This is a genomic window from Ureibacillus sp. FSL K6-8385 (genome assembly GCF_038593155.1).
GTDB lineage: Bacteria > Bacillota > Bacilli > Bacillales_A > Planococcaceae > Ureibacillus > Ureibacillus terrenus.
In genome coordinates, this window is sequence record NZ_CP151968.1 from 2,218,683 (window position 1) to 2,235,863 (window position 17,181).

The window sequence follows — 17,181 nt, forward strand, 5'->3', positions numbered from 1 at the left end:
ACCAATTCCCATTATCCTATTAAATGCATCAATATACAACACTAAAAATGGAATAATTTTCTAACAAATTAAATGAAATGATGCATTTTCTCTTTTTTTGTTTGCAAATAAAACGCGTTTGATTTATTTGGCTTAATGATGATCGGCACCCGTTCCACCACTTTGATGCCGTACTTTTCAATGCCTTCGATTTTCTCCGGATTGTTTGTCATCAAACGAATTTTGGTGATGCCCAAATCCTTCAGCATTTGCGCGCTCAATGCATAATCTCTCAATTCTGCCGGAAAACCGAGCTTCAAGTTGGCCTCCACCGTATCAAATCCTTGTTCTTGCAAGGCATAAGCCTTCAATTTGTTAATTAATCCGATACCGCGGCCTTCCTGTTGCATATACAGAACAACGCCTTTTCCTTCTTTTTCGATCATTTCCAATGATTTTTCCAATTGCGGACCGCAATCGCACCGTTTTGAATGGAAAACGTCCCCTGTCAGGCAGGCGGAATGGATGCGAACAAGAGGTGCCTCATCTTCATAGATGTTTCCTTTTACCAACGCTACATGTTCCAAACCATCAATATCATTCTCATAGCCGATCATTTGGAAATTTCCGAATGTTGTAGGCATTTTGACGGATGCCACGCGTCTGACAACCATTTCGTTTCGGAACCGGTAGCGCACCAAATCTTCAATGGAAATGATTTTTAAGTCATGCTCTTTCGCAAACTTCAATAAATCGTCCAGGCGGGACATTTTCCCGTCATCACCCATGATTTCGCAAATGACTCCCGCAGGAAAAGAGCCGGCAATTCGGGCCAAATCCACCGCGGCTTCCGTGTGCCCTCGTCTTTCCAGCACGCCATTTTTTTTGGCAATAAGCGGAAAAACATGGCCAGGTCTGCGGAAGTCCGATTTTTTCGCTCCCTCTTCAATCAATTTCAAAATCGTTGTAGAACGTTCATAAGCGCTGATTCCTGTCGTTGTGCTGACATGGTCGATACTGACCGTAAAAGCGGTCTGATGATTGTCCGTATTATTGGCGACCATGGCATGTAAATCCAATTTTTCGGCAAGTTCTTGCGTAATAGGGGTACAAATCAAGCCGCGCCCGTAAGTAGCCATAAAATTGATGACTTCCGGTGTGGCATGTTCCGCCAGCGCAACCAAATCCCCTTCGTTTTCCCGATTCTCATCATCCACAACGATGATGGTTTTTCCTTTTTTCAAATCTTCAACCGCTTCTTCAATTGTGTTTAACATGACAACCACCATCCTTAAAATCCGTTTTGCGTAAGAAATTCCAATGTAATTTTCGACTCTTCTTTGGCATTCAATTTTTTCAAATGATGCATTACGTATTTTCCGAGCATATCCGTTTCAACATTTACTTGATCGCCAATCCCCTTCATTCCCAAAATTGTTTCAGAATAAGTGTGAGGAATGAGGGAAATCGTAATACTTGTATCGCTGACTCCGAAAATTGTCAGACTTGTCCCATCAATCGTTATTGAACCTTTCGGAATGCATTGTTCGAGCAGCTCTTTCGGCAATTCAATTTCGTAATACACCGCGTTCGATACCGGTTTTTTGCTGCGGATTGTTCCTACACCGTCCACATGTCCGGAAACAATATGACCTCCGAATCGTCCGCCGGCTGCCATTGCCCTTTCCAAATTGACATAGTCCCCTTTTTTCAACTGGTGGATGGTTGTGGCCTTCACCGTTTCCGGCATGACATCGACCGTCATTTCTTCTTTTGTTAAATGAGTCACCGTCAAGCAAACGCCATTTACCGCAATACTGTCTCCTAAACTTGCATCTGACACAATTTTTGGAGAACGGACCGTAATCTTCATGCTTTTCTCGTCTTTTTCGATTCCAGTCACAATTCCTTTGTCTTCAATAATACCGGTAAACATGCAAATCCCCCTTTTCCAAAATTAATAAACAAAAAACCCCGTTAAATTTATTTAACGGGGCCGGGAGAACGATGTATATTTTAGGCATGACAAAAAAGCCTTTAATAAGGCGTATTTTTGAAACATCAACCTAAATTAAAACTCCCGCAAAATTGCGGGAGAAAGATCCGAAAAAAGAGTATACGAAAGCAACCCATTAATGCCACGATTAATGGAATTTGCAATATACCATCCTTCTCCCATCCAGACTTTCACTGTCGGCTTTGGATTCTCACCAAATCCTGCTCGCAAAGAGCTCGCGGGCTTAGAAGCAGCAGCTTCATCACCGCCGGTTGGGAATTTCACCCGACCCCGAAGGATATATTGTTTTATTTAATTTTTATTTTATTCAACAATATCACTTATTGAAAAGAAAATCCACATATTTCACTATATTATTCATATAAAATTTTCTCCTTCTTTATTCAATTGATATAATGTACGAAGATAAAACAAAGGACGTGAAAAGATGCAGGAGAAAGTGAAAATTGAAATCGGACAAAAATTCCCATTAACCATTAAACGTCTTGGAATCAACGGTGAAGGCGTCGGTTTTTTTAAACGGAACGTAGTATTTGTAAAAGGCGCGCTTCCGGGCGAAATCGTGACCGCAAAAATTTCAAAAGTGCACGAAAATTTTGCCGAGGCGGAAATCGTCCGCATCCGGGAAGCTTCAAAAGACCGGATCAAACCTCCTTGCGGTATTTATGAACAATGCGGCGGATGCCAATTGCAGCACTTGTCTTATGAAGGGCAGCTGAGGGAAAAGCGGGATATTGTGATTCAAGCCCTTGAAAAATTCGCGCCTCAAATCGCCGGCAAAGTGGAGGTTCGCCCCACAATAGGCATGGAGAATCCGTGGCATTACCGGAATAAAAGCGCCTTCCAAGTCCGGAAAATGGGAGGCAAAGTCATCGCCGGTCTGTTTGCCGAAGGGACGAACAAACTGCTGAATGTTGAGGAGTGCCTTGTCCAGCATCCTGCCACGACCAAAATCACCCTTGGCGTCCGAAACCTTCTGCAGGATCTCGAAATTCCGATCTATGACGGCAAATCCAAAGGCATCATCCGCACCATCGTTGTCCGTACCGGGATTCAAACCGGAGAATCCCAGGTTTGCCTTGTCACAACAAAAAGGGAAATTCCCCGTAAACAGGAATTGATTGAGGGGATCAAACGGATCGACCCTGGCATCGTTTCAATTACCCAAAATATCAATCCGGCCAGGACTTCCCTGATTTTCGGAGATGAAACGATTGTGCTTGATGGGAAAGAAACCATTCATGAAACTTTGGGGGAACTTTCTTTTGACTTATCTTCCCGAGCATTTTTCCAGCTTAATCCGAAGCAAACCGTAGTGCTGTATGATGAGGTCAAAAAAGCGGCCGGACTCACCGGACATGAGACCGTTGTCGATGCATACTGCGGCGTCGGCACGATTGGATTGTGGCTTGCGAAAGATGCGCGGGAAGTGAGGGGGATGGATGTGGTTCCGGAATCCATTGAAGATGCCAGGAAGAATGCAAAAAAACACGGATTTTCCCACGCGAAATTTTATACGGGCACTGCCGAACAATGGCTTGGCAAATGGGCAAAGGATGGATTCATTCCTGACGTTGTCGCGGTCGACCCGCCACGCACCGGCCTTGCGCAAAGTTTTATCAAAACCGTTTTAAAAATCAGGCCGAAACGTTTTGTCTACACATCATGCAATCCTTCCACTTTCGCAAGGGATATAAAAGAGTTGTTGCGCGTTTACAAAGTCGACTATATCCAACCCGTCGACATGTTCCCGCAGACCGCAAGGGTGGAATTGGTCGCAAAGTTGACATTAGCAAAATAACTTTCCGATTCAGGCCTGGGAATGGGCACCAATCATTCCCAGGCCTTTTTTGCACAAAAATCATTATCTATTACAAAACAAAATAGACTCCCTTTCAGATTCCTGTCTCAAATCCGGCATGTTTCGGCTGCGGCCTTAAGCCTTTCCGGAAGCTTCCCCCCACTTTCCCGTCCCTTCAACTTGAATATTTATTCACAAACTTCGAATAAATGAATTTTTTGTTTTTCTATCAGTTGAAAGTTAAAAAATCTATAAATTACTTTATATTAATATAAATATTCTCTATTAGAGTTATTATTTTATATTTTAATCAACATTATTCTGATATCCGCATATAAACTGTACCATTTATTATTATCACAGAATTTCCCTTGAAAATTCTTTGTTCTACATTTGTATCACACCTGTTATAAAACAATTATCAATAAATTTTCTGTTTTTAATATTTTTTATTCTATTTCAAGAAAATATTTTTTCGTTAAACGCTATTGAAAAATTATTGTAATAGATGTTATATTTTCTATGAATCATTCGCGCGAAAGATTCAAATTAAAGAAAAAAAGGGGAATGGGACAGAAATATAGAGAAAAACAGATGGCTTATTGCACTTTCGGCTATCGCCATCCACCTGTCCATCGGTGGGGCGCATGCATATAGTGTGTATAAAAATCCAATCACGGAGCAAATGGGTTGGAGTACAACGAATGTGACGATCGCTTTTACGATCATGATGGGGCTTGCCGGTTTTGCGGCGGCATTATTCGGAAATCTCGTTGAAAAACTGGGGCCAAGAAAATCCGCCATTGTGGCGGCCGTTTTGTTCGGATCCGGACAGGCCGGGGCCGGAATGGCGATTTTGCTTGATTCCGTCATACTTTATTGGTTGACTTACGGATTTTTGAGCGGATTGGGAATGGGGATCGGTTATATCGCGCCCGTTTCCACACTGGTGAAATGGTTTCCTGACCGCAGAGGACTGGCCACAGGAATGGCGGTGCTAGGCTTTGGTTCCGGCGCATTGATTACAGCGCCTGTTGCCGCTTTCTTAATGGGTGCTGTAGGCATTTCGAATACGTATTTTATTTTGGGGCTCAGCTACTTTACCCTAATGTTTCTTGGCGCTCTTTACATCGCGCCTCCAAAAGAGAGCCAATCCTTTCAACACGGAAGCACTTCAGCGAAAATAAAGGCCCTCGCTCAAATGTCCGCCAGGGAAGCCGTAAAAACGAAACATTTTTGGATGCTCTGGACGATGCATTTAGTGAATGTCACAGCGGGAATCATGATGATTTCCATCGCATCGCCAATGGCCCAGGAAGTGGTCGGTTTATCCGCCGCAGCCGCGGCGACGATGGTCGGCTTGATGGGATTGTTCAACGGAGGAGGCCGGCTGTTATGGGCGGCGGCATCCGACTATATCGGGCGCCAAAACATATTCATCATCTTCTTTGTCATTCAGATTATCGCCTTTACGATGCTGCCATTTACAACAAACATCCTGTTATTCCAATTATTCATTTTCCTTGTTGTCAGCTGTTACGGCGGCGGGTTCTCTAACTTGCCTGCATTTGCAAGTGATTTATTTGGTACAAAACAACTAGGGGTCATTCACGGTTATCTGTTGACGACTTGGTCATTAGGCGGCATTTTTGGGCCAATGATCGTTACATTTGTGCGCAACGCTACTCACAGTTATATACCTGTATTCTACCTATTTTCGATACTAATCGGGTTCTCTCTGATGATTGCTCTGTGGCTCCGTTACGATCTTAATAAAATAAAAAAGCGGAAGGAAACATTATCCGTTTCCATGCCGCTGCAACGAAAACTTTCTTCTCTCAAAAAATAAACATGGCAATACCCCGAAAAGCCGTTTAAGGCAATTCCGGGGAATTGCCCGCACACAAAAAGCAAAAAGAAACGACCATTTTCATTATACCGTTCACGGCCAACCTTTTCTGTGAACGAATTTTGAAGTTTTTCCTTATCTCCCTTGGCAGTCCGGAAACTGCATCACGAACGTATTTGTATAAAGGGATATGCCGATGCACCGTCCAAGGCATATCCCTTTATTTTATTTATCAGAAACATTATCTTGAAGTTTCGATTTTCGACCATGCTACATATATATAAGAGAGCAAGCATTGATCAGTAAGGGGTGTAAAATGCCGTCCATCAGCCTTTGCATGATTGTCAAAAATGAGGAAGAAGTGTTGGCGAATTGTTTGGAAAGCGTAAAAGACATTTGCGATGAGATCATCATAGTCGACACCGGTTCCACCGACAATACAAAAGAAGTGGCGAGAAAATTCACAGATAAAATCTATGATTTTACATGGATTGACGACTTCTCAGCGGCAAGAAACTATTCCTTCAGTCTTGCAACAAAAGAATATATTCTCTGGTTGGATGCGGATGATGTCATCCTCCCGGAGGAACGGAAGAAGTTCAAAAAACTTAAAAAAACTCTCAATCCAAAAGTTGATGCGGTCTCCATGATCTATGTCACCGCTACGGATGCAAACGGAAATCCGTCCTTCTATTACCGGAGAAACCGCCTCGTCAAACGGAGCAAAGGATTCAAATGGATTGGTGCCGTACATGAATATCTGGCAGTGAGCGGCAATATATTGGAAGCGGACATTTCCATTCATCATCTCAAGAAAAATAAAAAACCGGACCCCGATTCCATTGGAAGAAACTTGAGAATCTATGAAAATCGCATCAAAAATGGCGAAGAGTTCTCTCCAAGGGATTTATTTTATTATGCCAATGAGCTCAAAGACCACAAGCAATATAAGAAGGCGATTATTTACTATCAGGAATTTTTAGATGGCAAAAAAGGGTGGGTGGAAGATAATATTCGCGCCTGTATTTATATGGCCGACTGTTATTCGTATCTGGGCGACAAGGATAACGAACTGTTGTCCCTATTTAAAACATTCGCTTATGATGAACCGAGAGCGGAGGCCTGCTGCCGCATCGGCGATATTTTCCAGGGAAGAAAAAATTTCAAAATCGCCGCATTTTGGTACGAGTTGGCCGTGAAAATGAAGAATAAAAAAACTGGCGGCTTTAATCATGCCTCTTATACGACCTGGTACCCTCATCTCGCCCTCTGCGTATCCTACTGGCAATTGGGAAATGTCGAAGAATCCATCAAACATCATGAAATAACGAAACAATATATTCCAAACGACCCTAAAGTCATTTATAATGAGAAATTTTTCCAAAACTATTTAAAAAACAAAAATAAAGGCAAATAACTTCACTCGACTCCTCCAAATAATCCATTTCCATAAGAGGCGGAAGTCCGGTTTTTTTGATTACCAAAACTGAAAGGATGAGCAAGCTGGGGCTATCCCAATTACCTGAAAACACAAAACTCGGGGAACACGTGGTCATTGAAGAAGGAGCCAAAATAGGTGAAAACGTTACAATCGGACATCATACGGTCATCCTGAAAGACACTATTATCGGTGACAACGTGACGATCGGTGCCCATTGTGTCCTGGGAATCAAAAAAAGCGGGAGTCAACAAATAAGGGCTTCCAATGTCAAGCAGCCCTATTTGATTATCGGGGAGAATACCAAAATCGGTAACAATGTTACCATTTACGCCGGTTCAGAAATTGCCGACCATGTTTTTATAGCCGATCAGGCCAGCATCCGCGAAAATTCGGCCATCGGCAGCCGGACGGTCATTGGCAGGGGGGCAATTGTCGAGCTGAACACAAGCATCGGAAAAAGATGTACAGTTCAAACCCTGGCCTACATCACCGGTGATACGGTATTGGAAGATGATGTATTTATCGGTCCATGCGTATCTATGTCGAATGATAAGTATATGGGGAAAAAACCGTATGAACTTAAGGGAGCCCACATCAAAAAAGGGGCGAAAATCGGCAATAACGCGACACTGCTACCGAATATCACGATTGGCGAAAACGCCATTGTCGGCGCCGGTTCCGTCGTAACAAAAGATGTACCGCCAAATGTTACAGTCGTCGGCGTCCCCGCCAAAATCATTTCAAAATCAAATTTCAATAACCGTGAAGAATAAAATTATATAATGAAAAAACAAAAAATGTATAACTCTTTTGCTATTCCAAAAAAGTTATACATTTTTTATGCAATCAAACATTGTTTAATTTTCAAGGCGACCTCTACGGCAGATTTTCCTTCATCCGCACCGACAATCGGCTTTTTATCCGAATAGATGCAATCGATAAAATGAAGGAGTTCCTCCGTCAAAGGATCGGAATAAGGAAGCAGGATGTTCGCGATGACAGTTTCCGTTCCAGCAGGAAAAGCGGAACGTTGATTCGCCGATTCATTCATGATGAGCTGTTGCCGTCTTAATAAATAATCCGTTTTAATCACTTTTTCTTTTTCATAAATGGTGAGCTTCCTTACCTTTTCATGGGAAATATTGCTGGCCATCAAATTTGCCACAATCCCGTTTTCAAAAAGCAGCATTGCTGAAACAGCATCATATTTCAAAGGATCGCGAAAACGGATTCCTTCCGCCGAAGCCCGTTTAATCGGACTCTTGATAAGGCTCAAAATGATATCAATATCATGAATCATGACATCCAATACAACATCCGCATCTTTGATCCGTTCCGTATAAGCAAGCCTTTTTGCTTCGATATTCATGATTTTTTCATGCTGAATATATTGATGGATCTGCTTTATGGCCGGATTAAATCTTTCAATATGGCCCACTTGAAATTTGACGTCTTTGTTTTTTAGAAGCGCCCGGATTTTTTCCGCTTCCTCAACCGTCGTCGTCATCGGTTTTTCAACAAAAACATGTTTATTGCATCTGATTGCTTCTTCGGCCAAAGCATAGTGAAAGGAGGTCGGTGCTGCAATAATAACCGCGTCGACATCCTTCAGCAATTCGGAATAAGTTTTATAGGCCCTGATTTGAAAGGCTTTGCTGATTTCCTCGGCTCTTTTCAAATTCGCATCATAAATCCCCACAAAGTTCACATTTTTAATTTGTTTTAATTTGGTGCAATGAAAAAACCCCATTTTCCCTGTGCCTGCAACACCAATCCTTATGAGGCTCATGGCAAAACACCCGCGAATTCTTTCATGCTTTTTATAATATATTCCTGCTCTGCCACCGTGATGGTCGGATTAATCGGAAGGGCCAAAATCCGTTTTGATGCATTTTCCGAAACCGGAAAGTCACCTTCTTTATATTGGAGATATTGAAACGCTTTTTGAAGATGCAGCGGAACCGGATAATAGATGCCCGTGGCAATGCCTTTTTGTTTCAAAAATCCGGCAAGCCGGTCCCTGTCATCCACTTCAATGCAATATTGGTGATACGTATGTTGTCTTTCCGTAAATTGCGGCGGTTTCCTTTTCACATGATGAAGTTCTTGTGAATATTTGTTGGCCACAACAATTCTCTTAAAAATGAACATATCCAATAATTTCAGTTTTTCCAGCAAAATCGCCGCCTGGATTTCATCCAGCCTGCTGTTCATCCCGATCGATGTATGGATATATTTTTCTTTGCTGCCGTGATTGCGCAATCTGTAAATCTTTTCATAAATTTCAAGATGATTTGTGACAATCAGCCCCCCATCACCGAATGCGCCCAAATTTTTTGTAGGGAAAAAAGAGAAGCAGCCAATATCCCCTATACCTCCAACCCTCTTCCCCTTATATTCGGTGCCAATCGCCTGGCACGCATCTTCAATCACTTTCAGACGGTGCTTTGAAGCGATTTCCATTATCGCATCCATCTCTGCCGCCATGCCGAACAGGTGGACGACAATAATCGCTTTCGTTTTGTTTGTAATTGCTTCTTCAATCTTATTCACATCAATGTTATAGGTTTCCGGTTCAATATCCACAAACACAGGCTTTGCTCCGACTTTGGCAATCACTTCCGCAGTGGCAAAAAAAGTGAAGGGCGAAGTGATGACTTCATCTCCTTCCCCTATTCCCAAAGCTTCAAGGGCCAAAAGCAAAGCGTCCGTTCCATTCGCCACCCCTGCCGCATATTTCACGCCCAAATAGTTAGCGATTTCGCTTTCAAATTGTGCCACTTTATCCCCTAAAATGTAAGAACCGCTTTGCAGCACTTCGGCAACTGCTTTTTCAATATTTTTCCCATAAAGCTCATATTCCTTTTTTAAATCGATCAAGGGAATATTCATTCCAACCCTCCGCATCTTAGATTAGGCAGAAATCCAAAACATGCTGGTTATCAGTTTATGCAAATCTATTAAATTAGTTTGGGCTCTTACTTTTTCTTGAGAAACTTTTGTACCTCCTGAACAAATTCTTTTGCCCTCACGTCATTCGTATGTTTGGAATGGATCAATTGGTAGCCGTTTTCGGTAATCCTCATCCGTTCCTTTTCATTTCTCAAATAGTACAAAGCCTTATTATAAAAATCCGATTGGTCGCAAGCCACAAAATTTTCGCCATCTTTAAATCCCAGCTCCAAAATGTCGGGTACAGGTTCTGCCAGCAGCAAAGTTTTGCATGCAGGCGCTTCGAAAAATTTCAGGACGGGATATTTTAATCTGGAACCGCAAGTAAAAAAGATTTTTGCCCGATTCAACTCTTTCGCATATTTTTCATTCAATAGGGCATTGGCAGGAGCGGTGTGTCCCGGATGAGGATGAAAAACAAATCCTTTCATTTTTCTCATCTTCTCCAATACCGCTTCCCTAAACGGGTATCTCCCCTTTTGGGTGTAAGTTTTATACCCCATTTTTTTCGACCTGTCGTACAACTGTCCTATCAACAAAAAATCAATGTCCTTTTTCAGCTTGTAGTCTTTAAAAACTGCGGAATCAACGGAAAAAGGCAGCCATCTGAATTTATTCTTATATTTCGGATAAGTTTTCAAAAACGCGGATTTCGTTGCGGAAAAAATCAAATCGATTTTATTGCGCTCAAAATAATTGATTCTTTCCTTTGGAGAATAATGGGCATCAATGACATAACATCCTTTCGGGATATTGATTTGATGAAGCCCGGTAATTTTTGGTGCCAAAACATAACCATACCCGATGTCATAATGGAAAATAAAGTCCGGTTTGAACTTGAGTTGTTTAAGAATATCGTGGATATTTTCATCCTTGTGCCAATACCGGACTTCCGCGTATTTTTCAATCGCTTTGATCATTTGGTACTTCGGCAGATGCTTCGGATATTTTTTGGTAAATGGCCGAATCAGAATCAAGATTTTCAGCTTCTTCTGCATCTTCATCTCCTCCTAACCTGCGCAACTTCAATATATGTTCGGGAGATATCATATGTTTATACGTTCTCACTACTAATTCGAAAAATCTATAAAATGAGAAATACTCCGGCAAGGTTACACGAGAATGGACTTTCAAACATATATTTATGTGGGGGTTTTGTAAAAAGATTGAAAACCGCCCCTATTGTTCAGGTTTTGAAAAGGAGATGAATGAATGGAAACTGTCACTGTCGTCGGATTAGGAAAGATCGGTTTGCCCCTTGCCGCAGTGATTGCCAACTCGGGATATTTCAATGTCATTGGAGCCGATAGCAATGAAAAGGTTGTCGAAACAGCAAACAAAGGAATCTCCCATATTCAAAATGAACCGGGATTGGAAGAATTGTTGTACAATGCGTGGAAAACGGGGACATTCCGGGCTACGACGGTTACGGCGAAAGCGGTCAGCCAATCGGATGTGGTCGTCGTCATTGTACCGGTCTTGGTGAAGGAAGACGGAAAAATCAACTACGAATTTATCGATGCGGCGGTTGAGGACATAGGAAAAGGCATACGCAAAGGAACGCTTGTCATTTTTGAAACAACTCTGCCTGCGGGGGACACGAGAAACCGTTTCGGAAAAAGAATTGAGGAAATTTCTGGGCTGCAATTAGGGACGGATTTCCATCTTGGGTATAGTCCGGAAAGGGTCTACTCCAACCGCATCATTCAGGACCTCTCGAATTATCCGAAAATCGTCAGCGGCGATAATGAAAAAAGCCTTGAACTCGTCAAATCCTTTTATAAAAGGGCGTTAAATTGCGACATCCTGCCTGTCAGCAATCTGGAAACGGCAGAATTTACAAAAGTGGCCGAATCGGTCTACCGGGATGTCAATATTGCATTGGCAAACGAACTGGCGGTATTCGCAGATTCATTGGGGGTGAACATGAAGGAAGTCATTCATGCCGCAAACAGCCAGCCCTTCTCCCATCTCCATTATCCCGGAGTAGGGGTGGGAGGCCATTGCATTCCGGTTTATCCATACTTTTTTATCAACAAAGGATTAAAAAAAGGATTGGTCCATCTCTCAAGAGAAGTCAATGACCATATGGCGAAATATGCTGTCGATCAGGTCGAACGCATTCTCGGCTCCCTTCAAGATCAGAACATTCTCATTTTAGGGCTGTCCTTCCGGGAAAATGTAAAAGAAACCACAAAATCATCCGCACTGCTTCTTGCGGACAAATTAAAACAAAGAGGAGCCATCGTATACGTCGATGATCCGTTGTACTCCTCCGAAGAAATTGCCGCCTTTCAGGTTCTGCCTTATTCGGAGGCGATCCGGGAAAAAATTGACGCAATCATTCTGCAAGCCTTCCACGATCAATATAAGAATTTCCCTTTTGACCACTTTCCTAATTGCCGAATGGTACTGGACGGAAGAAATCAATTGGATAAGAAAAAGATTGAGGATCTCGGAATGAAATATAGGGGAATCGGTGTGCAATAACTTCAAACAAAGGGATCTGCAGGACATATGAAAACCCGAAAATGACCGGACCGGCATTTTCGGGTTTTCATTTTGCTATTTGAAATGATCGGCATGTTTATCAATGAGATTAAAGCCCCTTAATATGCCGATTATTTTTAAATTTTTCACGGGCGAATGGTAATTCGGCGACAGTTGCAATGCTTTCCAAAAGCGGCGATAGGCCTCTTTGTAATTCTTCATATGAAGAAAAGCTTCCCCGAGATAATTTTCCTCGATATGATCCCGATCGGTGATTTGCTGAAAATGGTGGACGGCGTGTTTGTAATTCTTTTCCACCAATCCCTTCATCCCCTCAAAAAAGTGGCGATCCCTTTCCGTTTTCACAAGAGGAATGGCTTCATAGAAAAGAAGAAATCCTTCTCTCCGCATCCATCTCCTTGCCAAAGCGAGCCCCGCAATCAACTTGGCTTTCAATAGCCGCTTTTCTCCTTTTATTCCCTGTACCTCCGGAAGACTGATCAAGTCTTCTTCCTTGATATTGATGCGGATGTGTCCGGCCAGTTCATCATAGCTTCTTTGCTTCGTCAGATTCGATTGATGCCTTCTGTAAATATACAATGGTTCCGGAACATGGAAAGAGCGCCATTTTCCTTTTGCCACTTTCAAAACAAAATCCGTATCGGAACCGACTTTGATGGTTTCATTAAAGTGGATTCCTTCCACCGCTTCCCTTCTGAACAGGATGCTTCCGTTATTGAACGGAGTGCCTACATTCAGGAAAAAAGAATAGATATCATCCGGGGAAATATTCCCGGCTTGCCAATAGCTAAAAGGAATATCGTGATCCGTAATCAGCAGCATATCGGAATGGACATACCCGATGTTTTCGCAGCAAAATTCCGCCAACAGCCTTTCAAAACGATGGGGCAAAGATAAATCGTCCGCTCCGTGAAAGGTAATAAAGTCTCCATTTGCCAGTTTCAACCCTTCGTTAAAGGCGGCGGCAACACCCTTGTTTTCCTCAAACTTTACATACCGGATCCGCTCATCGCCAAATGACAATATTACTTCTTCGCTATTGTCCGTCGAGCCGTCGTTGACAACAATCAATTCGATATCCTTCTCTGTTTGATTCAAAATGCTTTCAATCGAATCTTTTAAATAATCGCCGGCATTGAAGACCGGCAAAATCACGCTGATCATCCATTCACCTCTTCATGATGGACTTTTTAGATTATTGAATCGATCTGGTAGAAAAATTCAGGATACGCCGCGCCATCCCCCAAAACCCTGATTGAATTGATATGATGTTGATTTTTTCCTTCCAGCAAAAGAGCCAATTTATATAAATCCGGATAATACGGATGTTCATCCATCAGTGCTTTTAATTTTCTCTTGGCCTCCTCTTTTCTCTGCAGCCTCATCAATGTCAGGACGGCCCATTTGCCATAAACGGCTTGCTCCTTTGCTTCGCTTGTTTCCTGCAACTCTAAAAATTCATCCAAAGCTTTATCAAACTCCTTCAATAAAAATGACTGATAGCCTTTAAGGTTGTAAAGCGCAAGGCCATTTGCAGGATGCACGGGGCAGTAACAAGTTTCAACAAGGCCATTGTCGATCTTTTTCCGCACGGCAGCCGTTTCCCATCTGGCAATCACAGGGACTTTATCGATTTCGTATATCACCGGCACCTTGACCAAATCGGATTTGGTTGCAAGAAGAAACTTTTCGAATCTCACATAATCTTCCGGATGCAGACAATGTTCCCGCCGTATCCGAATATCCCAGTCGGTTAATAGGTTCCTTGGCTGTACCTGGTACAATGCAATATCGCTATAATAATCCAAAATTTCTTTCATAATGGCAATCCAATTATATCTACCGGCAGTTTCCAGACCGTTCCTGATTAATCTTTCTTTTAAATCCGGATTCGAAAGAAGTTCTGATATTTTTTCCGCCATGTCCTGCGGGTCCCTCATGCGGCAAATCATTGCATTTTCAAGGTGTACCGCGTATTCCAAAACGCCTTCATTGTCCGTTGTCACAACCGGGCAACCGCATGCCATCGCTTCAAGGGGAGGCAGGGAGAAACTTTCGTAAGTGGAGCCGCTGACGTATAAAGCCGCTCCCCGATAGAGAGAGGCGATTGTTTCTTGCGAAGGGCTGATAAAACATTTGGTTGCTCTTTGTTTCATTTTCTCCGACGGGGTTTCGGGCGTAATCCAATATAAATCAAGTTCAAATTCCTTTTTCAGCATGTCATAAGCATCCAAGATGTAGGAAAGCCCTTTAAACGCCGTGCTTTCCCTTCCAATCATCAATAAATATGGACGATCTCCCGTCACTTTTGGCCCTTCAGGGTTAAAAACCGTTTCGTCAATCGCATTCGGATAGACTTTCGCTTCTCTGCCATACAATTTTTCAATCAGTTCTGCCGCCGGACGGGAAACCGTGTAAATAAACGGCGGTATCTGATATTGAATATGAATATAGTTTTTGAGTGTTTGATTCATCTTGCCGTAGTCAAATAAGTGGAAATCGCCCTGCTCAAAATAAACGACCGGCGCGATGCCCGTTTCGATGCAGGCCTGAATATGGTCCCAATAGGTGGCCACAATCAAGTCGCAATCGGGAATTCCTTTTGCCAACTCCAAACCGAAGGGAACTTGAACATAATCGGCTTCAATCGGAAACCATGACGGCTTCATATAATGGGCGACGATTGTCACCTTTGCACCCAGCTGTTTCAGTCTGTTGGCGTGTTCAAATATAATTTTGACCCCGCCTGAAATGCCGACATGGGTCATGACATACACAATATGAAGCCTCTCCTTTTCCTTCCCGCCTCTTGCGACTTCTTGTTTATAAGCCCGAAAAATCCGGGCCAACCGGTGTTGAAATTCTATAGTCCTCAATTTTTGAATCACATTTTCACCCTCGTGCCTTCATTTATTCCAAAGTATTTTATGTCAATTTAACATTTTAGTGATTGCCATTTGCGTTTTTTCCAAAAAAACGGCCAAACCCGGTTGTTCCGGGTTTGGCCGGAATTTATTCACCATTGGAACAGAAACGCAATCAGCAAAATAAGGATGAGGGGACCGAAAATGATCAGGTATCCGACCGGATTGGCAAAATTGATCGTCCACCCTACGCCAAACCGTTTCTCCACGAAAATCGACGGATCATTCTTATTAAAATAAAACAACCCCGCTTTCCAATACTTGTCATCACTTGCATCCATCAATCCCTCTTCCATCGATTCAGACGGATATTTATCAGATCGTCCCACTATTACCATCAAAATTGCCGTTCCCGCCAAAATCAAAAACATGACGCCAAAAGGAATCAACGCTTTCAGCAAAGAATAATTGAACAAATCCGGATGGATGGTCGTCAATTGAAAATAAGAAAACAACATTGTGATTAACAGCACCGTATAGAATGAAAACCAGCTTGGCGATTTCCTTAAGGCCAGTTGGCGATTTTTCGAAGCGGACAAATTGGTCGCGCTTAATTTTATTCCCGAAAATTTCATTCCCAACTGTATTCCCAGGAACATCAATTGGAGCAGAAGCAAAAACAGAAGCATTTGTATTGCCGTAAATGGCGTCTTTTCGGTAAACGCATCCGGTTCTCCGCTGAGGCCCCAATGAGTGGGGATTTGCTGCGGCAACAAATCATATTGATAAATGGTGTAGCCCATCAATCCGGCAGTGACAATCATCGGCAACAGATAGATATACCATGGGGGCAAAGAATCCTCCGAATGGACGGTCAAATCGGCAGCCGCCACCTGCTTTAATTGCTGCGCCCACTTTTCCGCTCTTTTATATTGCTTCATTTTCCCACGGTAATAATAAAATAAAGCAAGACTAATGAAAATAATGATGAACTCGATGATTGTGCCGATGAAAATGACGGCTTCATCAGATGGCTGTTTGAAGGCGGCCCACGCACTGTAAATCAAAATCATGAAAAATGAAACCGCAATCGTCAACATTGTATATTGTTTCTTGTAGGCTCGGATCCGTTCATCCTGAATATGTTGTTCCGGAACCGACACGCCGAAGACGACCGTTCTTTTCACAAAATAAGGCATCACTGACTGGATGGTTGACAAGAAAAGCAAAATGATCAGCGAAATCATAAAAGCCATTGCAGTCCCTCCTTCAGGTTTTTTTTATTTCGTTGACAATTTCTTCGACCAAATTCAATATTTCGTCCTTCGTCATCCCCAACACCATTCCTTCCGCGATTTGCGGCTTCAGCATGTTATAAATCCTGTTATACGAACTTTGCTCTATATGGGAGTGCCCTTTGATCACGGCTCCGGATTTGGGGACAATTTCGATAATCCCTTTCTTCTCAAGCTCATGATAACTTTTATTGACCGTGTGCATATTGATTCCCAAATCAGCCGCCAATGTCCGGACGGACGGGAGCGCATCCCCCGGATGTATAGCGCCTTTCGCAATGCCTTCAATAATTTGATTTGTCAGTTGCATATAAATTGGAACTTCCGATTCCGGCTCAATTCGGATTATCATTCCATCACCCCAATCTGTTCTATATTTATTATAACAAATTTGTTATATATTTTATAGAACAAAAGCACAAAAGAATTGCTTTAAATAATGAATTTTATTTATCTATTTGCTAATATCTAA

The 17,181-nt window shown here is 42.5% G+C and carries 14 protein-coding genes and 1 riboswitch; of the genes, 5 read left to right on the plus strand and 9 right to left on the minus strand.

Annotated features, from left to right (window positions below):
• Positions 1-68 precede the first annotated feature (68 nt).
• Both NST62_RS11040 and ribE read right to left on the minus strand, forming a co-directional pair.
• Positions 69-1,256, minus strand: a complete 1,188-nt coding sequence (locus NST62_RS11040; RefSeq protein ID WP_141601814.1) for a bifunctional 3,4-dihydroxy-2-butanone-4-phosphate synthase/GTP cyclohydrolase II — start codon at positions 1,254-1,256, stop codon at positions 69-71.
• A gap of 14 nt (positions 1,257-1,270) precedes the next feature.
• Positions 1,271-1,915 (minus strand): riboflavin synthase, encoded by a 645-nt coding sequence (gene ribE, locus NST62_RS11045; RefSeq protein WP_141601815.1) that lies wholly within the window; start codon positions 1,913-1,915, stop codon positions 1,271-1,273.
• Positions 1,916-2,142: 227 nt separating this feature from the next.
• Positions 2,143-2,278: riboswitch (FMN riboswitch) on the minus strand.
• Positions 2,279-2,423: 145 nt separating this feature from the next.
• Between ribE and rlmD the strand changes: the two genes are divergently transcribed.
• The 4 genes from rlmD (at position 2,424) to NST62_RS11065 (ending at position 7,860) form a co-directional block, all read left to right on the plus strand.
• Entirely contained in the window at positions 2,424-3,797 is a 1,374-nt protein-coding gene (gene rlmD, locus NST62_RS11050) for a 23S rRNA (uracil(1939)-C(5))-methyltransferase RlmD (protein ID WP_342462894.1), read from the plus strand.
• 580 nt (positions 3,798-4,377) lie between these two features.
• On the plus strand, positions 4,378-5,646 hold the full coding sequence (locus NST62_RS11055) for an OFA family MFS transporter (protein ID WP_342463293.1): 1,269 nt from the start codon (positions 4,378-4,380) through the stop codon (positions 5,644-5,646).
• 316 nt (positions 5,647-5,962) lie between these two features.
• A complete protein-coding gene (locus NST62_RS11060; RefSeq protein WP_342462895.1) occupies positions 5,963-7,063 on the plus strand; it encodes a glycosyltransferase family 2 protein in 1,101 nt (366 codons plus the stop codon).
• Between the two features lie 77 nt (positions 7,064-7,140).
• Positions 7,141-7,860, plus strand: coding sequence for an acyltransferase (locus tag NST62_RS11065; RefSeq protein ID WP_141601940.1), 720 nt, complete (start codon positions 7,141-7,143; stop codon positions 7,858-7,860).
• Between the two features lie 65 nt (positions 7,861-7,925).
• On the opposite strand, the gene NST62_RS11070 is transcribed toward NST62_RS11065, so the two are convergent.
• The 3 genes from NST62_RS11070 to NST62_RS11080 form a co-directional block, all read right to left on the minus strand.
• Complete coding sequence (locus NST62_RS11070) at positions 7,926-8,876, minus strand: Gfo/Idh/MocA family oxidoreductase (RefSeq protein ID WP_141601819.1); 951 nt, start codon at positions 8,874-8,876, stop codon at positions 7,926-7,928.
• Positions 8,873-9,979, minus strand: a complete 1,107-nt coding sequence (locus tag NST62_RS11075; RefSeq protein ID WP_141601820.1) for a DegT/DnrJ/EryC1/StrS family aminotransferase — start codon at positions 9,977-9,979, stop codon at positions 8,873-8,875. The genes NST62_RS11070 and NST62_RS11075 overlap by 4 nt, the downstream gene beginning before the upstream one ends.
• Before the next feature lie 86 nt (positions 9,980-10,065).
• Positions 10,066-11,037 (minus strand): glycosyltransferase, encoded by a 972-nt coding sequence (locus NST62_RS11080; protein ID WP_342462896.1) that lies wholly within the window; start codon positions 11,035-11,037, stop codon positions 10,066-10,068.
• Positions 11,038-11,251: 214 nt separating this feature from the next.
• Between NST62_RS11080 and NST62_RS11085 the strand changes: the two genes are divergently transcribed.
• Positions 11,252-12,529 carry a nucleotide sugar dehydrogenase gene (locus NST62_RS11085; protein WP_342462897.1) on the plus strand — a complete coding sequence of 426 codons (1,278 nt, stop codon included), beginning with the start codon at positions 11,252-11,254 and terminating at the stop codon, positions 12,527-12,529.
• A gap of 75 nt (positions 12,530-12,604) precedes the next feature.
• Here the strand turns inward: NST62_RS11085 and NST62_RS11090 are convergent, their stop codons facing one another.
• From NST62_RS11090 to NST62_RS11105, 4 genes are all read right to left on the minus strand, one after another.
• On the minus strand, positions 12,605-13,714 hold the full coding sequence (locus NST62_RS11090) for a glycosyltransferase (RefSeq protein WP_141601823.1): 1,110 nt from the start codon (positions 13,712-13,714) through the stop codon (positions 12,605-12,607).
• Positions 13,715-13,740: 26 nt separating this feature from the next.
• Entirely contained in the window at positions 13,741-15,438 is a 1,698-nt protein-coding gene (locus tag NST62_RS11095) for a glycosyltransferase family 4 protein (RefSeq protein ID WP_141601824.1), read from the minus strand.
• Between the two features lie 128 nt (positions 15,439-15,566).
• A complete protein-coding gene (locus NST62_RS11100) occupies positions 15,567-16,670 on the minus strand; it encodes a DUF5808 domain-containing protein (RefSeq protein ID WP_342462898.1) in 1,104 nt (367 codons plus the stop codon).
• Between the two features lie 13 nt (positions 16,671-16,683).
• Positions 16,684-17,061, minus strand: a complete 378-nt coding sequence (locus NST62_RS11105; RefSeq protein ID WP_141601826.1) for a GntR family transcriptional regulator — start codon at positions 17,059-17,061, stop codon at positions 16,684-16,686.
• Positions 17,062-17,181: the final 120 nt, after the last annotated feature.

Excerpts from the sequence above, each read along its gene's own strand:
- NST62_RS11040 (WP_141601814.1), bottom strand. The coding sequence starts at position 1,256 with ATGTTAAACACAATTGAAGAAGCGGTTGAAGATTTGAAAAAAGGAAAA.
- ribE (WP_141601815.1), bottom strand. The coding sequence starts at position 1,915 with ATGTTTACCGGTATTATTGAAGACAAAGGAATTGTGACTGGAATCGAA.
- rlmD (WP_342462894.1), top strand. The coding sequence starts at position 2,424 with ATGCAGGAGAAAGTGAAAATTGAAATCGGACAAAAATTCCCATTAACC.
- NST62_RS11060 (WP_342462895.1), top strand. The coding sequence starts at position 5,963 with ATGCCGTCCATCAGCCTTTGCATGATTGTCAAAAATGAGGAAGAAGTG.
- NST62_RS11065 (WP_141601940.1), top strand. The coding sequence starts at position 7,141 with ATGAGCAAGCTGGGGCTATCCCAATTACCTGAAAACACAAAACTCGGG.
- NST62_RS11070 (WP_141601819.1), bottom strand. The coding sequence starts at position 8,876 with ATGAGCCTCATAAGGATTGGTGTTGCAGGCACAGGGAAAATGGGGTTT.
- NST62_RS11075 (WP_141601820.1), bottom strand. The coding sequence starts at position 9,979 with ATGAATATTCCCTTGATCGATTTAAAAAAGGAATATGAGCTTTATGGG.
- NST62_RS11080 (WP_342462896.1), bottom strand. The coding sequence starts at position 11,037 with ATGCAGAAGAAGCTGAAAATCTTGATTCTGATTCGGCCATTTACCAAA.
- NST62_RS11085 (WP_342462897.1), top strand. The coding sequence starts at position 11,252 with ATGGAAACTGTCACTGTCGTCGGATTAGGAAAGATCGGTTTGCCCCTT.
- NST62_RS11090 (WP_141601823.1), bottom strand. The coding sequence starts at position 13,714 with ATGATCAGCGTGATTTTGCCGGTCTTCAATGCCGGCGATTATTTAAAA.
- NST62_RS11100 (WP_342462898.1), bottom strand. The coding sequence starts at position 16,670 with ATGGCTTTTATGATTTCGCTGATCATTTTGCTTTTCTTGTCAACCATC.
- NST62_RS11105 (WP_141601826.1), bottom strand. The coding sequence starts at position 17,061 with ATGATAATCCGAATTGAGCCGGAATCGGAAGTTCCAATTTATATGCAA.